This is a genomic window from Dyadobacter sp. (assembly GCF_051859145.1).
Lineage (GTDB): Bacteria > Bacteroidota > Bacteroidia > Cytophagales > Spirosomataceae > Dyadobacter.
This window is the reverse complement of the sequence record NZ_JBHYGF010000560.1, coordinates 1-1,075: the sequence shown is the minus strand read 5'-3', so window position 1 is coordinate 1,075 and position 1,075 is coordinate 1. Positions and strand designations below refer to the sequence as shown.

At 42.0% G+C, this 1,075-nt stretch carries 2 protein-coding genes; both read right to left on the bottom strand.

What is annotated here, in order from left to right; all coding sequences use genetic code 11:
• Positions 1–225 precede the first annotated feature (225 nt).
• Positions 226–411, bottom strand: coding sequence for a hypothetical protein (locus ACTIE6_RS24130; RefSeq protein ID WP_439559061.1), 186 nt, complete (start codon positions 409–411; stop codon positions 226–228).
• A 31-nt stretch (positions 412–442) separates the two neighbouring features.
• The gene (locus tag ACTIE6_RS24125; protein ID WP_439559060.1) at positions 443–922 is read right to left on the bottom strand and encodes a DUF6934 family protein; all 480 of its coding nucleotides are present in this window, start codon (positions 920–922) and stop codon (positions 443–445) included.
• Positions 923–1,075: the final 153 nt, after the last annotated feature.

Sequence of the window (1,075 nt, the reverse complement as noted above, 5' to 3'; positions counted from 1 at the left end):
GTTTTCGCGTAAGCGGCGGCAAGCTCGTTCAGGGTAGCATCTTTCAAATGCTCGGAAGCAATTACCATACGGTAGCGAAATGTAGTAGATTCGCCTTTTTTCAGTTTGAAATTCAGCACTTCCTTCCCGTCGCTCAAAGCTTTCATACTGAGCCCACGCTTTTGATCATATTCTCCACTCACGTTAATTCCCAAGAGCATCGCAATGTAGATTTATGAAGGCATTTCAGGTATTATGACTCTGAGTCCCTTTGAGCAGGTGTTCTGGAATTGGATTTTTTTCTAGAAACTTCTTCGCATCTGCTACCTTCTCCTCGAAAAATGCGGTGATGATATTGTGCTTGGTCTGCTTTGGTAAACCCGCTCGTTTTATGACGTTGTGTTTTCTTGTCTGTTCTGTCATCGAAGCCATATATGTCTGAGGTTTGTTATCGAAATTATTGTTATTTCCTCGAAATTAAAAATGCGGCATAATTAGTTCCAGATGTAAATTCATTCCACTCCTTCTTTCCGGAAAAGTCGTCAATAGCAAGGGAAGTATATTCACCATCAATGGGAAAGCCCCAAATCTTTAAATTTACCTTCAGCTCATGTAAATAGCGGGCAATACCCATTTGATATTTTCTAGTTCTGCCAGGAGTACTTCCACGTGCAAACAGGTAGTAAGATGGGTTTTCTTCCAAAAACTCAAGCGCTATTATCCCGACAGTTGCCAGTATTTTGTCGATATCTCCATTCCGAAGATCTAACCTGTCGTTCAGCAACCTGCATTTCGGATCCCATAAACCGAAAGCGAGATTGAATACGCCTCCTGTAATGCGATCCAGCCGGACATGTAACTCGAAAGTACCTTTCGGACCTACACTATAAAATTTAAAAAGGTATTTACTAAGCTTGCGTATAGCGTATTGTGGAAGTTGCATGCAGATTTTAAAAAAGAAAAAGCCCCGGCATAACCGGAGCTCTTGTTAGTTATTGCTGCAAGATAAACGCTATTCTGTTTTCGCGTAAGCGGCGGCAAGCTCGTTCAGGGTAGCATCTTTCAAATGCTCGGAAGCAATTACCATACGGTAGCG